Origin of the sequence: Deefgea sp. CFH1-16 (assembly GCF_016881365.1) — a bacterium.
In the GTDB taxonomy this organism is placed as follows: Bacteria; Pseudomonadota; Gammaproteobacteria; order Burkholderiales; family Chitinibacteraceae; genus Deefgea.
This window is the reverse complement of the sequence record NZ_WLYT01000002.1, coordinates 34,931-50,380: the sequence shown is the minus strand read 5'-3', so window position 1 is coordinate 50,380 and position 15,450 is coordinate 34,931. Positions and strand designations below refer to the sequence as shown.

The following is a 15,450-nucleotide window of genomic DNA, read 5'->3' as shown; positions in this document are numbered from 1 at the left end:
GGCGAGCGTTTGTATGTCGCCTTGGCATCTGGCCGGATGCGTGAGCTTTGTCCTGCCGATTCTATTGCTTATGCAGTTGATCGTGTTGGGGCGGAATGGATGGAGCACATGCTTGATGTGTGGCGCAATTCTTCCCAGCCGCAATCAAAAAACTAAAGGAAAGCTGAAATGTCACAAACAATGTCAAACCCTTGGTGTCCTGATGTTTGCCCAATCACAAGCGAACCGTTTTTTATGTGGATTGAGCATCACGCGACAGGGCAAAGCGTTCCCACTTATGGCGGTCCGTATGACAGCTACACCATCCCTGAAAAAGATCAGAATGGATCGTATTACCGAGAACGATACGACCACGACGAAGGCTGCTGGCGTCTTGATGATGTAGAAGATGTTGGCGTTCAGATTGTTAGCGATCAAGCTTATATCAGTGACGATACACCAGAAGATATTGCCCGTGAAGCGAGAAATGCAGCTTTGACAGAGGCACTTCGGATTGTTTCTAGGGCAATTAATGGCAAAGATGCTTCGACAGAAATCGAATCATTGATTGCACAAGCTACATAACCGAGGAAAGCTGATGCAAATAAATCCACTAACTCAGATCGATCAGATCAAGACTGGCGATCTATTGCTTATCAGCAACGGTAGCGAAATAACCCAAGCAAAAGCGAAGCTAGTAAAAGTTTCAGAGCATGACGGCACAGAAGTTATCTTCAATTTGAAAAAAAATAAGTATTTCAATGTCGGCATGTATTTGGAAGGCAAATCTTGGGCGAAAGATGTTCGCATCGTTACTCTTTAACTAAGGAAAGCTGAAGTGGGCAGAAACTATATTTCAGAGCGCACCATTTCAGACCCTAAAGAACGCGCCGCGCACAAAAAGAAGAAGCAAAAACTGAGGCTACAGGCCGACCAGACCGCCAAAGCGATTGTTGAGCGCAATAAATTTTGCGCCAATGGCTGCGGCCAGCTCAGAGATGAATGGTGGATGACGTGTTGCAGTGAATCATGCTTCAACGACTGGTCGCATAAATTAACAAAACGATAGGAAAGTCACCGTGTCTGTGCATACCGTAAAATTTAAGGCCGTTCCAAAGCAAGGCGTGACTTATGAGCAGGCAATGGAAATTTTTAAACGATCTTTCATGCCTGATATTTGCCAAGCAGTACCCACAATTGCACACGAATTGAATATCCCATATAAAACATGCTGCGATGTTCTGGACGGCAAAATATGGCCAGAAGCTTATCGTATTTGGGTAGATCGTGTGCTCCCTTAAATTTAAAGGAACGTCGCCTCAACCACCACAGATCGCACACGCGGGATTTTTTACAAGGACAGAAAATGTCAGCTATGCCACTGATTCGCCTTGAAGTCGAAGGTATGAAGCACACAATTTGTGTTGCCCTGCAGCAGCATTTATTGCAGATGGATGAACAGATTAAGGCGTCAGTAGATGCAATCTGCCAACCAGATCATATAGCCAAGATTATCGAGGAAACGGCGAGTCGTGAAATTAAAACCGCTATCGAAAGCGAGGTTCGTAATTTTTACAATTATGGTAAAGGCAGAGAAGCAATCAAAGAAGCTGTCAACAAGGCCTTGGATGATCGTTAAGCTGTAATCTTCAACCACCACAGCCCGCACTCGCGGGTTTTATCATTTAACGGTTTTTTTCTTTCGCCATGATCCGCTTCACCAGGGCTTGACTACACCCCGCGAGCTCTGCGGTTTTTGCGATGGAATGATGCGGCCGCAATAGTTTAATTTTAGCGTGTAGCTTTAAATCTGGCGTGCGGCCTTGATACTTGCCCTTGATCTTAGCCAAAGCGATACCCTGCTTTTGTCGTTCGCGGCGTGTCTCGTAATCATCCCGCGCCATTTGTAGCGCCAAGCGTAGCAGCATGGCTTGCACGCCTTCCAGCACGATCTTGGCCATACCATCGCTGGCGGCGGTGATATCAGACAGGTCCACCACCCCCGGCACACATAAGCGCGCACCTTTGGCAGTCATTTGGGCAATCAGGGCTTCGGCTTCGGGCAAAGGCAGGCGACTAATGCGGTCGATTTTTTCCGCAATGATCACGTCACCGGGCTGAATATCTTGAATCAAGCGCTTGAGCTCGGGCCGGTCGGCAATCGTGCCGCTGGCGTGTTCGGCATACACCCCCGCAATATAATAACCATCAGCGCGAGCGCGTTCGGTAATCGCATGTTGGCGGGTTAAATCTTGTTCGTCAGTAGATGCGCGCAGATAGACGCGGGCGATTTGATGGCGCATTGGGGTATCCCCAAAATCACCAATTTAGCTAAGGTGGCTATTTAGGTCAATGCGCGATTTAAACGAGCCAGCCAGCTAATTAACACCCATACTAGCCAGTCTAAACCAATTAGTACATTGCCATATTTTGGATTTTATGAATTCAATGCTATTCTTGCGCCGAAATTAATCAGCTCAGCTAAAGCGTAAGATTTTGCCAGCACTGCCTGACAATTTTATTTTTGCTAGTTCTTTACTCAACTCAGACTCATTTTGACATAGGCAAGTCGGCATATAGTTGATTTTGCCTAGGGGGCTCTTTATCTCGGCCATGACAACGATATTCGTCATCGGTTTTTTTTGTTAATCCCATCTTCACTTTGAGCTCTCTTATAAAAATTAGTGGCCAAAAGGCCACTAACTACGCACCAAAAAAAACACGCAGCGGATTCAATGATGCGTGATATCAATATTGTTAAATCGCAGTATCGTATGCCAGTCACCCTGCATCAAAAACTGGTCGCTGCCGCCAAACAAAATGGCAATCGAATGAATGCCGAACTCAATCTCCGAATTGCACAGTCATTTGAACATGATGAACGCATTGATTTAGTGCAACGCTTTAACGCGATGACCACTACCATCAACACACTCAGCAAAACCATTGAGCAACAACAACAGCTGCAACAGCAACAACTTCAACAGCGCGACGCACAATTAATTGATATTCTTTTATCTGTTTTACATGATTCAGGCTTACTTGAGTCGGCAGAGTCAAAGAAAGCAATCACAGATAAAGTGAGCGAATTATTACGTGGTAATTTTACATAAAAACAGCGGTAGTTTGTTGTTTTTGCCACCAACGAGGCAAATAAACAGGCGCTATTGTCAATAACTCGCTCGACTTATTGACAGCTTTATTTCGCGGCGAATAAGTATATGCTAATGCTTGATGCAGGTACTGTTTTTGCCCCGCATCATTTCTTAAATACAACAAGGATTCATCATGCAATCTTGGCAACGCCGATGCGCGATGCAAATTAAAGATTTTGCTGCAATGCTGTGGTTTATCGTGGGTGAATACCTTCAACTCATGGTGGTTTTAATCGTTATCGGCTTGATTTGGTATTTAATGGGCGGGAGTCATCACATTTAATGAGTCAATAAAAAAGCGGCCAGCTCGCTGTGATTGGAGCTACCGTTGGCGAAATTGATTGGCTAATTAATCTGATCTGCGTAATATTTTACTTAGACGCGGAGCTAATGCCTTGGCACACGCAACCATTCCACTGGAGTTTACGTGTATCCGTGCAGGTCCATTTGGGTATAGTAAGCCATCAATTGAAGTTCCTAATGCACGATATAGCGAAGTACCAAAGTAGATGTTTCCAAAGAACCCATCAACATCTGACGGATTCTTAAACTTACCAAAACCCATACTACTCAGCATCGTGCTGATCGGTCCATTTATATAGTCGGGCGTACTCGCCAACCCCCCCCCACCAAATGACGTTTCAAGCGTGTCATATGCCGCTTGACCGATAGTTGTCGAAAATACTGACAGACCACAAATCACACTGATTCTTTTATTCGAAAAATACGCTGCGACTTGAGCTACTGCGCGAGTGTATAGCGCAGATAGAATTCCCGCATCCGACTGCCCGTTTTGCAAATAGACATATTGATTTCTGGGTGAGAGGGGGGCTGGATTGTTATCATTGCCATATTTTACAAGCTCGGTCGCTAATCGAGCGCAGGCGTAATACGGGTCAAAATTCGAGTCGTCGTACTTGAATACGAAAAGCCCGTTGCCGTGATCTACAGCGGTAGTCGTGGAACTAACGCAAGTCCATGTAATAGCACCATCCACCACTGTATCACCGACAATTGCTGATGCTGAAAACGTGGGCTTGGATGCCGCTGTCAGTGCCGCCGCTGCACCTCTCACTATGGACGATGTGCTGTAGTACGGCACGCCGTTAAACATGATCGGTGTCAGAGAGTCAAGAAATGCTAAGTCGGAACGACCGACAGTGCATTCGTAAAGCCTCCCATTCTCAAAAACGAAATCCCCACGATGGCCGAGGTCTCCAGCGCCAAGTGATGCAGTCCGTTTACCGCGATAGTTTGTACTATTCGCACGACCTGCTACCCACGCAAATCCCGTAAACTCGTTGAGCATACTTGCGCCACCCAAACTGCCGTTCATTAGCCGCACCGAGATACCATCTCTAGCAAGCAAATCAGCCGCGTAAGTGAACATTGAGCCGAAGCCTTGAGGTGCTAACTTGACTGGTTCAAAAATCCCCTGAGATGGCGCAGCCGCCGACCCATAAAAATACTTGTTGGCTGTCGCGTTAAAATTGCACGTAGCGCCTAATTCGTTGGACTGCCCTAAGATTCCAAGCGCAACAGTAATGTAAGTCACTTCCCTACTCGCACCAAGCCCACTCCCCGCCTCCACAAGCCATTCCTCGCCATTCGACCAGTACTTTGTGCCGCTTTCAACCACATAGCAATTGCGACCACCAAGCACCTTTGGATCGGGTTTGTCTGTCTCCTGGAATACTTGAACCGTGCCTGCTGGCAGGCTTGCTTGATCTAAATAAAGCCCCGGCATTATGGCTGTCCTTCTAAAATGGTTGAGATATAGCCCTGTAGCGCGCTCAGTTGTCGGATCGCGGTGTCGCCATCGCTTGTGATGCTGATAAGGTCATCAGCAGTCGTTGCGTCAAGTTCGCAGATCGCGGCTGCATCAGTGTTGCTGGCGGTGGCTGAATTGATCGCGATACCGGCTGGCTTTGCTGATTTGACTGACAACCGGATAAGGCCAGTGCGAATATCACGGCGAAGGCGGTCGTTTTCAGTTTGGGCATGGTTTAATTCCTGTTGGTAGTTTTGATCAAGGGCGGCAATGCGGCTGGCTTGTAACGCGGCGTCTTTTAGTTTGGCTTCATAGGCTTTGATGGCGGCTTTTCGCTCATCGCGATCACGCTGGGCATCTTTAAGTTGCCAAGATTTGTCCATACTGGCTGCGCCCTGCCATGTGCCGGCAAAAAACATCAGCACCAGCAAAAATAGCGTGATTAAAATTTGATAGAGCAATGTAATACGTTCTATTCCGAACATCCGTTCGCTTCCTTTTTAAGCAAGGCCATAGAGGCCAATTAAAACCTAATGTTGAGGGTGATATGCCCCAGCTTATCCACTGCGCCTGTGCATATCTTGCTCACAGATGGCACGCTCTGCAGCACGGCGTTTAATCAAACCATTCAATGGCTTACCTGCGGCATAAACCCAGCGCGACAACTCAGCACAAGCGCCGCGTAGATCACCGGCATTGGCTTTTTTAGCCAAGCTAGACGCGCAATACTTCGCACCACCAATATTAAAAGCCAATGAGGTAAAAGCCGCCCGGGGCGAAGTGGCCAAATTAGGCGTGCAACGATCCACATCGGCCAAGGCAGAGGCTAAATCAACCTCAAGCAAGGCATTGCATTGCGCGTCGGTATTCACTTGCCCTACGCGCACGGTTGGTCCGGTATGCCCATAGCAGGCAGTTGGAATGCCGATGGGGTCCAGATACGTCACATTGCGCTTACCTTCAAACGGCTTAACCAACATCGTCGCGGCAAGGCTAAGCGTGGCGACTGTCGCCGCAATCGTTTTAGCGTTTAGCTTTGCCATTGCGCCGCCATTTTTTAAAGCCATTGCTAATCGACACAAACCGCGCCCGCCATTTTGGATAGCCGGTCCAGAGCGAATCAGTGATTTGATACAGCAGCCACAACAAGGTTAAATACTGAATCAATTCCGGCACGCTCACGCCAGCCCAAAATGCGCCACTGACGGCCACGGGCGGCGCGGCTTTGACAAGACCAGATGCAGAAGCGGCGGCGGTTACGGCGGAATCGGTGATGTCTTGATTCATTACAAATACTCAGCTAAATGTCATAAGCAGAGTATTGAACGGTGCAAAATAAAATAGTGCGCCTGTAACGCAAAGCGCCACCCGAAGGTGGCGCTTTGTAAGCTGAATCAACAATATTACTGATCTAACGACGCCTCGGCCTCGCGTTGACTGCGTGATGCGCGGCGCGTGCCATCCAAAGTTTGCTGCTGACGACGGCGTGATTTCAAATAGCCATCAAGCTCGCGGCGGCTCAGTCGATCAATGGTTTTCCCTTGGTTAAATTGTTGCATCATTTTAATCACATCGCGCTTTTCAGCGGCGCGAGACTCAGGATCAGTCACTTGATTGGCATTGGCCCATGCTTCTTTAATATCGCTCTGGCGAATCGCTAACCCTACACTGCGGTTATTGACATCTCGCGCATAATCGAGCTCGCGGCGTACTGCTACTGGGCTTAAACCGGCAACTTGGTTAATAAAATCATACACGCCAAATTCAATCGGGCGTTTGCCACCATTACCGGTTGTCACACCATGAATAGCTTGGCGTGCGGCCTTGATCGGATTGGCTACGGCGGTCGGCAATAGCTGTTCAGTGGCCTTGCCATATTGCCCATTGCCCGCTTGATCGACAGCGCGAGTGATTTTGCCGCCCCAAATATTAATACTCCCCAAAAAGCTTTGCATAATGCCAACAAAGCCCTGCTCATTGCTTAGGCGTGGATTGTCGTCATTACGCCAAAGCAAATCATTGGCGCCAATTCGCCCGGACACATCCCAACCGAGCAATGCCGGCATGCCTTTGCTGAGTAAATCCATCAGCACTTCTGCGCTGTGATTGTCATCACCTTTGCCCATCACTACTTGATCGCCGGTGATTTTCTCAGCCAGCTGGCGGCAAAAGCTGCGTAACTCGGCGTTCCAATCCCAAGGCTCATCATCATCTGCACCCAAGCCAGCGGCAAATGCCGTCATGAGCGCCATGCCCAGCGTTGCACCAATGGCCGTGCCGGTGCGTTGATTGGTGCCAGCGGCTTTGGCCACTGCTTGCCCAGCAAAACCACCCGCCACCCCAGCAGGTAGCCACAACGGGAAACCCATTGCGCCAGTGGCGAGCATTTGCATCACACCGTAGCGCAGCATAAAACCGCGTGCGGCTTTACGCGTGGCTTTGTCGCCACCGCGCACAGAAAGATTCAGCTGCCGCCCCATTAAATTAAAATAATTAATCGCATAGGTTTTAAAAACAATAAAATAAATTGCCCGGTGTTACTGCGCTGCATACCCGCTTTATTTTGACGCGAATAATCAAACTGCGTTTCATCCAGCACTTTGGCCAAATAATCGACGGCAGCACTATGGCTCATCGGCGCCACGGTGTTGCTGCCTTTACGTGCCAATCGATACCCCGCAATCGCAATCGTGTCGCGATTCATTAATTCCGACGCCCGCTGAAAAATACTGCCCGCATCTACAATGCGTTGCCAACGATCGGCGTTAGAGTTTAAGGTGGCGCTGGCCCTAGAGCTGGCGTTTTGGATTTCCATCATCGCGCTCATATCGCGCTTACCCAGCGTTTCTAATTCTTTCAGGGCTTTATATTCATCACTATTGGCATCTAGCCCGCGAGTTGAGTCAAAGAGATACGCATCAAATCGGCCAGATTTAAGCGTGGTCGTAAAGCTTTTCATCATTTCGCGCATCGTCGCCGCATCGCCAAAGCGGGTGGCCAGCATCGGGAAACCCAAAATCGGCGCTTGCGATAAATTGACCAGCCCGGAAGATAAATTCCATGCCATCGTCGCCAAAAATCCCAGCCCATTGGCTTTACGCACAAAACTAGAATCCTGGTGCGTGAGCTCGTCTTTTTCGAGTTCGTATAAATGATTAATCACTTTACGCGCTTCACGCTGCTCATCGGTACTAGCTAGCTTGCGGCCTTCTTTTTCAGCATCGCGCAGCGCCTCGCCGACTTGATGGCTGTATTCCAAATTGGCAATATCACGCGCCATATTCGACGTCGTGCGGGCAAAGCTACGCATGATGTCATTGCTATAACCGGCCTTGTTTTTGCGATGAATCATGTTTTTACGGCTGGATTGATTCGGCAAATACTCAATAAATAATTGATTGAGTTCATCGAGCATCGCTTGTGCTGTTGGACTATCTTCGCCCAACTTGCCGGTAATGTTGTCGTGCATTTCTTTTACAAATTGTGGCGATACACTGCGGTTAGCATCGAGGCGTACTGATTCTTCATTGTTTTTGGCATCCGCATACCCCTGCTGCTGCAGCCAAGCAGTGACTTCGTCGGCTTCGGTTTGGGTTTCGGCACGCATCACAATCTGATTGCCATCGGCAGTAATCACATACTTACCAAACCGCGCTAGCGGAAAGTAAATCCCATCTTCTTTACGCTTATCGAACTCATCACGTAGCTTATCCAATCACGCGGCCAGCCGTCGCCGTCGCACCTAATGCCGCATCGACTTGCTCAATCAAAGCGTCTTTAACCTGTTCGCTGCGTTGATTGTAATGATCGCGCACATCGACAAATAGCTGCTGTAGTTCTTTGGGCAATGTTTTGTACTTGGCCTGCAAGCGGCCATGTGCAGCGCGCCATTCATACGTCCAGCTCGCCTCTGATTTTTTGCTAGGATCAATCCCCCAGACTGTCGCCGAATGCATCACACTCGCGAGCTTATCCATGTCTGGTTGGCCAAATGCTTTACGCGCTTTTTGCATGCGCACCAGCATTTGGTCTGATTCGGCCAATAGACTGTTTTGGCGCCCAAACATTTGCTCGGTATGTCGCCGCATGGCTTTTAAGCTTGGCATCCAATCTTGGTAAATCTCGACGAGATGATGTAAAGGCACGGCCTTGAGCCCTAAAGAAAACGCATCCGCGCCCATTTCTTTGAGCGACGCCAACAGCGAACCGGTGGACTGCAAAGACTGAGCCACCTTATGCGCAGCTTCGTTGGGGGCTTTTGATTGTAAAATACCGGTATTGCTATTCTGTGCTGTACTGCGCTGTGCTGTACTGTGCTGTGCTGCGCTGTGCTGTTCTGTGCTGCGTCCTGATGGGTCATTGTCTGATGGGGTTTTGGCCTTGGCCATGCGTTTAAGCTCCGCTTCGGCCAAGCGATACAAGTCTTGCTCGGTGAGCTGAGTTGGTAAACCAAATTTGAGCGCAGCCTTTACATAGAAAGCGCGCATCGCATCCAAAGCCCGACGGATAAAGGTACGGCTGCCAATATCATTACGCTGCGCCGCTTCTTCAACGGCATACATCAAGCGTTCTTCGGCATAGTCTGGATGAGATGGGTCTAAATCGGCATCAGCAAGGCGTTCATCGACGGCATCGCGCAGCGCTTGAGTCGTGCTGGCTTGATCAAGAATTTTGCTCAGCGTTTTAGCCTGCGTTGCAAAGATACCGCCTTCTTCTTTAGAGGCGTGGCCTAGTTCATGTAGTAATACGGGGTAGGCATCATCTTGTAGACCATCAGCGACGATGTAGGCTTGTTGGGTTTGTGGATCATAAAAGGCTTGTGTTTCGCCATCGACAGATTGGCGAATATCGGCGGGCAACTCTGCGACCGATTGAACAATTTGCAGCTTACCATTTTGAATCAGTCGCGCTGTTGCTGAGTTGGCCTTGACCAAGTCAGCGCGGATGGATTCAATGGTGTGTTGTGAATCTAGTCGTTCTTGCCCGCTGCTTTGCGCTCCGCTAGACGTTTCGCTAGTGATTCCCGCACCATTTGGCGCTCTAGCTCCAAAACTCCGGCGTGGCGTCGCGCTCTGAAGCGCTCGCGACTGGCCTCGATCATCCCCTCGGTAGGTGTCTCGTGTGAGTGTGCCATTTTGGATGAAGCTATCAGACCCGGTTGTTTCATAATCTACCCCTAGTTTTCGCCAAAATTCCCGCGCTTGCGGAATCATATCAATAATCTGCACGCCGTCGGGTTGATTGGCGATGATACTTTTTACAATCTTAGCCCCCATGCCACTGCCGCGCAATTCTTTGCGTACTTCAATGTCGTGAATGGCGGAAATATCCCCAAACACGTCAACCTGTGCCGTCATTTCGGCAACACGACGCCCATCAATGTCAAAGATACCAAAGTCATACACTTGCGCATCTTCATGCAGGTAGGCCGCGTGCCCCATCGGCAAGCCATCATCAGAAGCAAAGTCGCCGTTGTGAGCGTCTGCTAGGTGCGCTGATGCGGCAATGATAAATTCATCATTCTTATACACTGGGCCATCTTGGTTCGTGCTCCGCTCATGCCAGGCTAGAGCATCAAATTCAGCTGTGCGCGATTTACCCGATTTCGAGTGTAAGACCTTGCGCCCATTTTCTTCTTTTACCTGCAGTGCCGTAAACATTGAATCAAACGCTTCGTTGATCCGCGCTGATTCTTCTGGCGTTGGATACGGATAGCTATCAAGCCCGGTTGCTTCCTGAAAATCCCAAGTGTCTTTCTCTACAATATTCGCTAGGTAATCGTTTGTAATTCCCTTGGTTTCGGATTTTTGGATTAGATAGCGTTCAAATGCGCGAGCAACCATTTCAATATCGGTAGACCAGTAGTCCTTGCTGCGCGTGCTATCGGCGACGATTGAGCGTTTTGCCATCGCACTTGCATGAATCTCAGCCATGACGTGCTTCCATGCAGCCCGCATTTCTGGGCGCACTGCATTACCAGCCAATTTTGGATGTCTTGGGTTGTTGCTGATAAAACCGGCTTTATCACCATCCATGCGTGAGAAGTAATTATCTAGTGCATGTAGCCATTCATGGCCTAAGCTGCCCGCACCATTATTGCGCGTCAGATTGATCGCCAGAGTGTCGGGCTCAAAGTGTGCCGCGAAAGCCCCAATGCCGCCCTTGCCGCGAGAGCCAAAGCCCATACCTAGTGAGCCATTTAGCGAAATTGATTCTGTTGGAATATTCAATACATCGGCCAAATCAGCAAATGCATCGTATGCCTTGTTCAGATTGCGCTGTCGCTCATCCTGCGGCATTGAGTTGCCGAATTCAACACGGCCATCAAAGCCAAATGCGGCGGCAAACTGGGCTGCTGACACATTGCCACTGCGGCGTTCTACACCGATGCGATCATTATTGATTGCGCGGCGTTCGCTTGGGCGTTGCTTTAGTGCTTCCAGTTGCTCGACCAATGCGCCATGATGATCTTCGATGTGCTGGAATGCTTCTTTGGCTGTTGCAAACCCACCTTTCAGATCAATGAATTTACCTGATGTGATTTTTTTACCGACGATATAGCCCTGACTGCCGCGCAGTTTATAGACATCAAGTTTGGTTTCTTTCCCTGTTTTTGCGTTGTTTTCGCTAAGTTTGATTGTTGATTCGATGATTTGCTTTAGGGCGGAAAAAGCCTGATCGTTCGTGTCGAAATAATCGGTTCTGCCATCGGGGCGTGTGAGTACTGACTTATCAATTTTGCCGCGTTGGCCTTCAAACACTGAAAATTGTGCATCCACAATCGACGATTTTCCCGCGTGCATAAATGCGGGATAGCCCAGCTTAGCGTATAGATCAATTCGACCTTTGAGTTTTGCCCCTTCGCGGGTTTGACTCACCATATCGGCGGCGCGTTTGAGATTTTCAATCGATAGCTCGCCGGTCATTAGCTCGCTGGCCATTTCTCGGATTTTTGTAAACGTAGAAATCCAGCGCTTGAGTTTTCCTGTAACGCGCGGCTTAGCTTCAATAATGCTGCGTAGCGCTTTAATTGCAGCAAGTGTTTCAATGGGGGTCCCGCTATCAATCAGCGCTTGATAATTTGGCTCAGGGAAATGCTTCGCCAATGACACATTAACCATATCTGCTGGCAGATCATCGCTCAGTGATTTGGTGAATTTAAAACGATTGTCTTTTGCTGCGCCACCAATCTTTTTACCATAGTCGTCGATTTTTTTCTGGGGTGTTAGCTTCGCTTGGTGTGATAGGAATTGCGGTTTTGGCTTGACGACCAACTGATGCTGGAAATTCTGTGGTGTTGTGCTGGGTAATGCTGTGCTGTGCTGTGCTGTGCTGTGCTGCATTTTTATTGCGTAGCGAACTAAGCTGCGCCTCATCGACAGGTTCAAGTGATGCGTCGAATTCCGTGCGGCCTTGCATTTTTAACACTTGATCGAGCGGTGCTTTACCATCGGCAGTAATAGCGCCAGCAGTGCGGTTGGTTGGCGGTGTTGGGGTCGATGTTGAATCAAACAGGTCTTGTGCGCCATTGGCCGCTGCCACATCGGCATCACGCTTAGAGCCGCTGAGCGTAAAGTCATCGGCGGATGGGGCGCTATCGCGCTGGCGTGCTTGTTCGGCCTGACGCTGTGCAGCTTGTTCGCGAGCGAGTATTTGCGCGTTGGTTTCGCTGCTTAGCGTGAATTCGCTGTTTTCTCGCGTTTGGTTTTGCGGCGGCGTAGTTCTTGCACGATCATTTCCAATAGCTTCTGTTTCATTGCTGGCGTCTGCGCGTTGAGCTTCTTGCGAATTTGTTCCTTGGTCATCATTAAGCCATGCCTCTAATTCTGCGCTCGCGTGCGAGCTGGTTAAATCAAATGGGATATTTTCAAAAAAATCATCATCAATCGAATCGACAATCGCATCAACGATTTTTCTTTCATCGGCTGAGGTTGTTACTGGTGATTCATTCTCTTGCGCGCTCCATTCTTGCTGGCCTGCAGCATAGTCAGCAGCATGATCATATTCATGGCCGTGATAATCCCCATTATCGAGTAATTTATTGAGCAATGCTTGTGAATCATGCTCATCTAAATAACCATGTTGCCAAAGCAACTGTGCAGCAGCATCGAGCTTCATGCCCTTGCCTTTACCCGCAAATAGGTTGCGAATCCCAACAATCCGCACGTTTTTATTCGGCTCTGCGCCAATTGATACGCGTAAATCATTGGCTTGCTGGTCTGATGGATCAATGCCGCCATGCTTGGCGATAAACTCCAGTGCGCTATCTTGGCTGCTGTCAGGGCGTGGGTTGTATTTCTTTGGCTGCTGTTTGTCGGGGATATCATTTGACGCCAGTGCTTGACTTTGCGTTTCAGTCGTCAAGGCTTTATTGACCTCTACATCTTGCGACTCAAGCGTGGGCGTAGGGGTATTAAATACGCCCGATTGCGCCGGCTGAATGTTTGGCACTTCGCCTGTTGTAGGGTCGATGCTCGGCGCTGAGCTGTTCGGTACTGCCGAACTGTTGCCGCGCATTTCATTCATCACTTGAGTGCGGATTGGGTCGGTCGATGTTGGGATATTTTCCCATTTTAATTTTTTGCGACATGTCACGTTTACGCTCTAGTTGCTCACGCCCATCCGCCATTTGTTTTTGTAGTGTCGTATCGGCCACTGCTTTGGCACGAAACGCAGCTTCTTGCTGATCGCTATACCCTTGATACGGGTCAATCGTCATCGTGTGAGGGGTCGGCTTGCGGCGCCCATCCGCCATGCTGTCTTTTAACTCGGGTAATAAAGTGCCATCTTTACGCGCTGCGGCCACTTCATTAATCACCTGCTGCTGATCGCTGAGCGCCATCGATGGATCGATCTTCATCCGTTGCGGCAATTGGCGCAAATTGGCCATCTGTGCGCCTAGATCACCTTGTTTATCTGCCTCGTAATTCGCCAAGGCATCAGCGATACGGCTTTGATTAACATCTTGAATGACTTGCTGTTGATTACTCAATCCTTGGTAGGGATCGATGGTCATCCGCTGCGTCATCCGCTGGGCGAGTTCGGCGCTGTCTTGTTTGGCTTGTGCTTGTTGCTGCACTTCATGCTCATGAATCACTTGGCGCGCTGTGTTTAATACGTTTTGCGCTCGTTGGTAAACCGGTGATTGTTGAATGGCCGTTAATGCAGTCTCGTTTTCTGCGCTGCTTTCTAGTCGTTCAATCAGTTTATTGGCCGCGCTACGCCGAGTATGTGCCTGTTCTAGCGTTAAGCTTGGCTGTGCCGTGCTGTACTGTGCTGTACTGTGCTGTGCCGTGTCTTGCTGTTCAGTTGTCGCTGTCGGCGCGGGTGTTTCAGCCATGCTTTCGCCTAAATCAGCCGCTTGTTGCTGGGCCAATAGCGCGGTTTCTGTGGCTGCTGCTGCGGCATAATCGACATTCACCGGCGTAATAGGCGCAATGGGCTGTACGTAGCGCTGGCCGTGCATCGATGGCATACCGACGTCATCCATGATCTCAGTCATTGGCATGGTTGCCGCTTCACGCGCATTAGTAGCTTGGCTGGCTGTTGGGCGATGTATTGCCCCCATTGCACCACCGGCACCGATACCGCCCAATGCCGACTCAAGCACGCCCTCAGATAGACGTTGATTGGCATCATAGCCAATTTGTTTGCCGTAATTTTCGCCCACTGTTTGCGCGATTTCGGTACCGCCTTCCCCCACCGCACCGACGACGCCATTTGCGGCGCGAGCGATAATCCCTGCGCCCAGCTTATCGCTGATAAGCTTATTCACACCCAGCTTGCCCATTGCAGCATCTACGCCGATTTTTTCACCAATCGAATTGACTGCTGCACTGACTGCAATGGATTTAGCCATTTGCTCGTCAGTGAGCTTTTGCCCGGTGCGCTTTTCATAATCGCGAGCGTCTTTTAATGCGCCGCCTGCGCCTTGCGCGCCGCCGGTAATTAATGCCAGTTCAGGGGCAATCGCAGAAAGCGCCAGCGAAGGCACTGCGCCTGCAACGGCACCGGCGACTTGATCCCAAGTCAAATCCCCAAGCGCGCCAACCTGCCCATCAAGCACCTTTTTTTCTACATCGGCAATTGCTGATTTTTGAGCGCGCACATTGTCGCTATTGAGTGCATAGTTTTGCAGCTTGGCGCTCGTAGCATCGGCCAGATCGCTTAAACCCGCTACGTGATAGTTGCCAACATCAACGCCAGTACCGATGGCCTTCATTGCATCCGCAATAATGCCGGTTGGAATCTTTGAACCGCTCAGCGCAATCCCTGCAGCCTCGGGGGCGCGCAATAGGCTATCGACTGTACCGGCTAAAGCCCCTGAAATATTCCGATTAATTGCGTCTAGTTTGCTGGTAACGCTTTGTGTTACCACTGCTTTAGGGGGGATTTGTTTATCGGCTTGCCATTGCTCAATTTGCGACGCGACCGTGCTCTCTGCGCCTTCGGGCATAGGTAGGGCATCAAAAAAATCTAAGCCAAAGACAGGGGCAGCACGGTTATTTTTTTTTTGACATGATCGGCTCACAATAAAGAATGCCT

The 15,450-nt window shown here is 49.5% G+C and carries 16 protein-coding genes; 6 read left to right on the top strand and 10 right to left on the bottom strand.

The genetic code is table 11. The annotated features are described in order from the left end of the window. Positions 1-168: 168 nt before the first annotated feature. The 4 genes from GKO28_RS18830 (at position 169) to GKO28_RS18815 (ending at position 1,618) form a co-directional block, all read left to right on the top strand. Positions 169-564 (top strand): hypothetical protein, encoded by a 396-nt coding sequence (locus tag GKO28_RS18830; RefSeq protein ID WP_182077613.1) that lies wholly within the window; start codon positions 169-171, stop codon positions 562-564. 13 nt (positions 565-577) lie between these two features. Next, on the top strand, positions 578-802 hold the full coding sequence (locus GKO28_RS18825) for a hypothetical protein (protein WP_182077612.1): 225 nt from the start codon (positions 578-580) through the stop codon (positions 800-802). 256 nt (positions 803-1,058) lie between these two features. Next, the gene (locus tag GKO28_RS18820; RefSeq protein ID WP_182077611.1) at positions 1,059-1,280 is read left to right on the top strand and encodes a hypothetical protein; all 222 of its coding nucleotides are present in this window, start codon (positions 1,059-1,061) and stop codon (positions 1,278-1,280) included. Between the two features lie 65 nt (positions 1,281-1,345). Next, a complete protein-coding gene (locus GKO28_RS18815) occupies positions 1,346-1,618 on the top strand; it encodes a hypothetical protein (RefSeq protein ID WP_182077610.1) in 273 nt (90 codons plus the stop codon). Between the two features lie 46 nt (positions 1,619-1,664). On the opposite strand, the gene GKO28_RS18810 is transcribed toward GKO28_RS18815, so the two are convergent. Next, positions 1,665-2,282, bottom strand: a complete 618-nt coding sequence (locus GKO28_RS18810) for a recombinase family protein (protein WP_182077609.1) — start codon at positions 2,280-2,282, stop codon at positions 1,665-1,667. 432 nt (positions 2,283-2,714) lie between these two features. Here GKO28_RS18810 and GKO28_RS18805 point away from each other — a divergent pair, with 432 nt between their 5' ends. Continuing rightward, positions 2,715-3,092 (top strand): Arc family DNA-binding protein, encoded by a 378-nt coding sequence (locus GKO28_RS18805; protein WP_203564340.1) that lies wholly within the window; start codon positions 2,715-2,717, stop codon positions 3,090-3,092. A gap of 175 nt (positions 3,093-3,267) precedes the next feature. Further along, positions 3,268-3,417, top strand: coding sequence for a hypothetical protein (locus GKO28_RS18800; protein ID WP_182077607.1), 150 nt, complete (start codon positions 3,268-3,270; stop codon positions 3,415-3,417). A 66-nt stretch (positions 3,418-3,483) separates the two neighbouring features. Here GKO28_RS18800 and GKO28_RS18795 read toward each other — a convergent pair whose 3' ends face one another. From GKO28_RS18795 to GKO28_RS18760, 9 genes are all read right to left on the bottom strand, one after another. Further along, positions 3,484-4,881, bottom strand: coding sequence for a hypothetical protein (locus GKO28_RS18795; RefSeq protein ID WP_182077606.1), 1,398 nt, complete (start codon positions 4,879-4,881; stop codon positions 3,484-3,486). Beyond that, positions 4,881-5,390, bottom strand: coding sequence for a lysis system i-spanin subunit Rz (locus tag GKO28_RS18790; protein ID WP_182077605.1), 510 nt, complete (start codon positions 5,388-5,390; stop codon positions 4,881-4,883). The genes GKO28_RS18795 and GKO28_RS18790 overlap by 1 nt, the downstream gene beginning before the upstream one ends. A gap of 72 nt (positions 5,391-5,462) precedes the next feature. Further along, on the bottom strand, positions 5,463-5,948 hold the full coding sequence (locus GKO28_RS18785; RefSeq protein ID WP_182077604.1) for a lysozyme: 486 nt from the start codon (positions 5,946-5,948) through the stop codon (positions 5,463-5,465). Next, positions 5,929-6,192, bottom strand: coding sequence for a hypothetical protein (locus tag GKO28_RS18780; RefSeq protein WP_182077603.1), 264 nt, complete (start codon positions 6,190-6,192; stop codon positions 5,929-5,931). Before GKO28_RS18780 ends, GKO28_RS18785 begins: the two co-directional genes overlap by 20 nt. Before the next feature lie 116 nt (positions 6,193-6,308). Then, a complete protein-coding gene (locus GKO28_RS18775) occupies positions 6,309-7,385 on the bottom strand; it encodes a PLxRFG domain-containing protein (protein ID WP_182077602.1) in 1,077 nt (358 codons plus the stop codon). Beyond that, entirely contained in the window at positions 7,385-8,620 is a 1,236-nt protein-coding gene (locus GKO28_RS18770) for a PLxRFG domain-containing protein (RefSeq protein ID WP_182077601.1), read from the bottom strand. The genes GKO28_RS18775 and GKO28_RS18770 overlap by 1 nt, the downstream gene beginning before the upstream one ends. Next, positions 8,613-11,708, bottom strand: a complete 3,096-nt coding sequence (locus GKO28_RS18765) for an LPD5 domain-containing protein (protein WP_247646861.1) — start codon at positions 11,706-11,708, stop codon at positions 8,613-8,615. Before GKO28_RS18765 ends, GKO28_RS18770 begins: the two co-directional genes overlap by 8 nt. Positions 11,709-12,099: 391 nt before the next feature. After that, positions 12,100-13,422, bottom strand: a complete 1,323-nt coding sequence (locus tag GKO28_RS20745; RefSeq protein WP_247646860.1) for a hypothetical protein — start codon at positions 13,420-13,422, stop codon at positions 12,100-12,102. 1 nt (position 13,423) lies between these two features. Then, positions 13,424-15,436, bottom strand: a complete 2,013-nt coding sequence (locus tag GKO28_RS18760; RefSeq protein ID WP_182077599.1) for a hypothetical protein — start codon at positions 15,434-15,436, stop codon at positions 13,424-13,426. Positions 15,437-15,450 lie beyond the last annotated feature (14 nt).

What these genes read in the sequence shown, in the direction of transcription:
- GKO28_RS18795 (WP_182077606.1), bottom strand. Translation starts at nt 4,881, where the DNA reads ATGCCGGGGCTTTATTTAGATCAAGCAAGCCTGCCAGCAGGCACGGTT.
- GKO28_RS18800 (WP_182077607.1), top strand. Translation starts at nt 3,268, where the DNA reads ATGCAATCTTGGCAACGCCGATGCGCGATGCAAATTAAAGATTTTGCT.
- GKO28_RS18810 (WP_182077609.1), bottom strand. Translation starts at nt 2,282, where the DNA reads ATGCGCCATCAAATCGCCCGCGTCTATCTGCGCGCATCTACTGACGAA.
- GKO28_RS18765 (WP_247646861.1), bottom strand. Translation starts at nt 11,708, where the DNA reads ATGCACGCGGGAAAATCGTCGATTGTGGATGCACAATTTTCAGTGTTT.
- GKO28_RS18830 (WP_182077613.1), top strand. Translation starts at nt 169, where the DNA reads ATGTCACAAACAATGTCAAACCCTTGGTGTCCTGATGTTTGCCCAATC.
- GKO28_RS18775 (WP_182077602.1), bottom strand. Translation starts at nt 7,385, where the DNA reads ATGGGGCGGCAGCTGAATCTTTCTGTGCGCGGTGGCGACAAAGCCACG.
- GKO28_RS18805 (WP_203564340.1), top strand. Translation starts at nt 2,715, where the DNA reads ATGATGCGTGATATCAATATTGTTAAATCGCAGTATCGTATGCCAGTC.
- GKO28_RS18785 (WP_182077604.1), bottom strand. Translation starts at nt 5,948, where the DNA reads ATGGCAAAGCTAAACGCTAAAACGATTGCGGCGACAGTCGCCACGCTT.
- GKO28_RS20745 (WP_247646860.1), bottom strand. Translation starts at nt 13,422, where the DNA reads ATGCGCGGCAACAGTTCGGCAGTACCGAACAGCTCAGCGCCGAGCATC.
- GKO28_RS18815 (WP_182077610.1), top strand. Translation starts at nt 1,346, where the DNA reads ATGTCAGCTATGCCACTGATTCGCCTTGAAGTCGAAGGTATGAAGCAC.
- GKO28_RS18780 (WP_182077603.1), bottom strand. Translation starts at nt 6,192, where the DNA reads ATGAATCAAGACATCACCGATTCCGCCGTAACCGCCGCCGCTTCTGCA.
- GKO28_RS18790 (WP_182077605.1), bottom strand. Translation starts at nt 5,390, where the DNA reads ATGTTCGGAATAGAACGTATTACATTGCTCTATCAAATTTTAATCACG.
- GKO28_RS18825 (WP_182077612.1), top strand. Translation starts at nt 578, where the DNA reads ATGCAAATAAATCCACTAACTCAGATCGATCAGATCAAGACTGGCGAT.